Consider the following 793-nt stretch of genomic DNA (forward strand, 5'->3'; position numbering starts at 1 on the left):
CCCTCACCCGCCCCGTCAGAGCAGGCCACAGTGGGTCCTGCGTTCAGATAAGCCGATCCCGCTCACACTGCGCACCGTCCAGCCATTGTCTCCGCTGGCTGGTTCCATTAGGCTGACCTTCCTGAGTCTGTTTTTGTTGTCTGTCCAGACTCACCATTTCATGCTCATCGCCTTGGCGAAACAGGATTGTGGGCAAGCGGAGAAAGGATATCCAGATGAAGAAGACCATAGTGACCGCCAAGTTCGAGGCCGTGAGCATCGAAGGCGAGCAAGTGACCCTGAAAATGGCAATCAAGGCGCCGGAGCGGGACCCCAAGTCCGCCAGTGGCGACTGGCGCTGCAAGGTGAAGCTGGAGGGGCTGAGCGACAAGACCTTCATCTATGGCGTCGATGCCCTGCAGGCCCTGAGCCTGGCCCTGAAATTTGTCGAAAATGAGCTGCGCGCCTTCGCCGATGCCGGCTGGCAATTCTATCTGCCTGGTTGCCCCGATCAGCCCGTCGATATTGCCGCCTGCTATTTTCCAGAGGTGTGACAATGCAGCTGACCGCCCCTCAACCACCCGACACAACAGAATTCGACGCCCTGCGCAGCGGCCTGAATTAATTCAACGAAACCATCACGGGCCCATTAACCCGTGAGCGGATCGCCAGCGTTATCAGTGATAAAGAGGGCCTGGTGCAGGGCGGTATTCTCGGCGAGATAAAATGGGGCTGGCTGCATATAGAGGGGCTCTGGGTCGATGACTCCATTCGCACGGATGGCTGGGGCAGCAGCCAGGGCGAGAGCATGAGT

1 protein-coding gene is annotated in these 793 nt (G+C 58.5%); it reads left to right on the forward strand.

The annotated features are described in order from the left end of the window. Positions 1-215: 215 nt before the first annotated feature. On the forward strand, positions 216-533 hold the full coding sequence (locus BN1129_RS16255; protein WP_042037900.1) for a DUF6968 family protein: 318 nt from the start codon (positions 216-218) through the stop codon (positions 531-533). Positions 534-793 lie beyond the last annotated feature (260 nt).

Source organism: Aeromonas popoffii, from assembly GCF_000820025.1.
Taxonomy (GTDB): domain Bacteria; phylum Pseudomonadota; class Gammaproteobacteria; order Enterobacterales; family Aeromonadaceae; genus Aeromonas; species Aeromonas popoffii.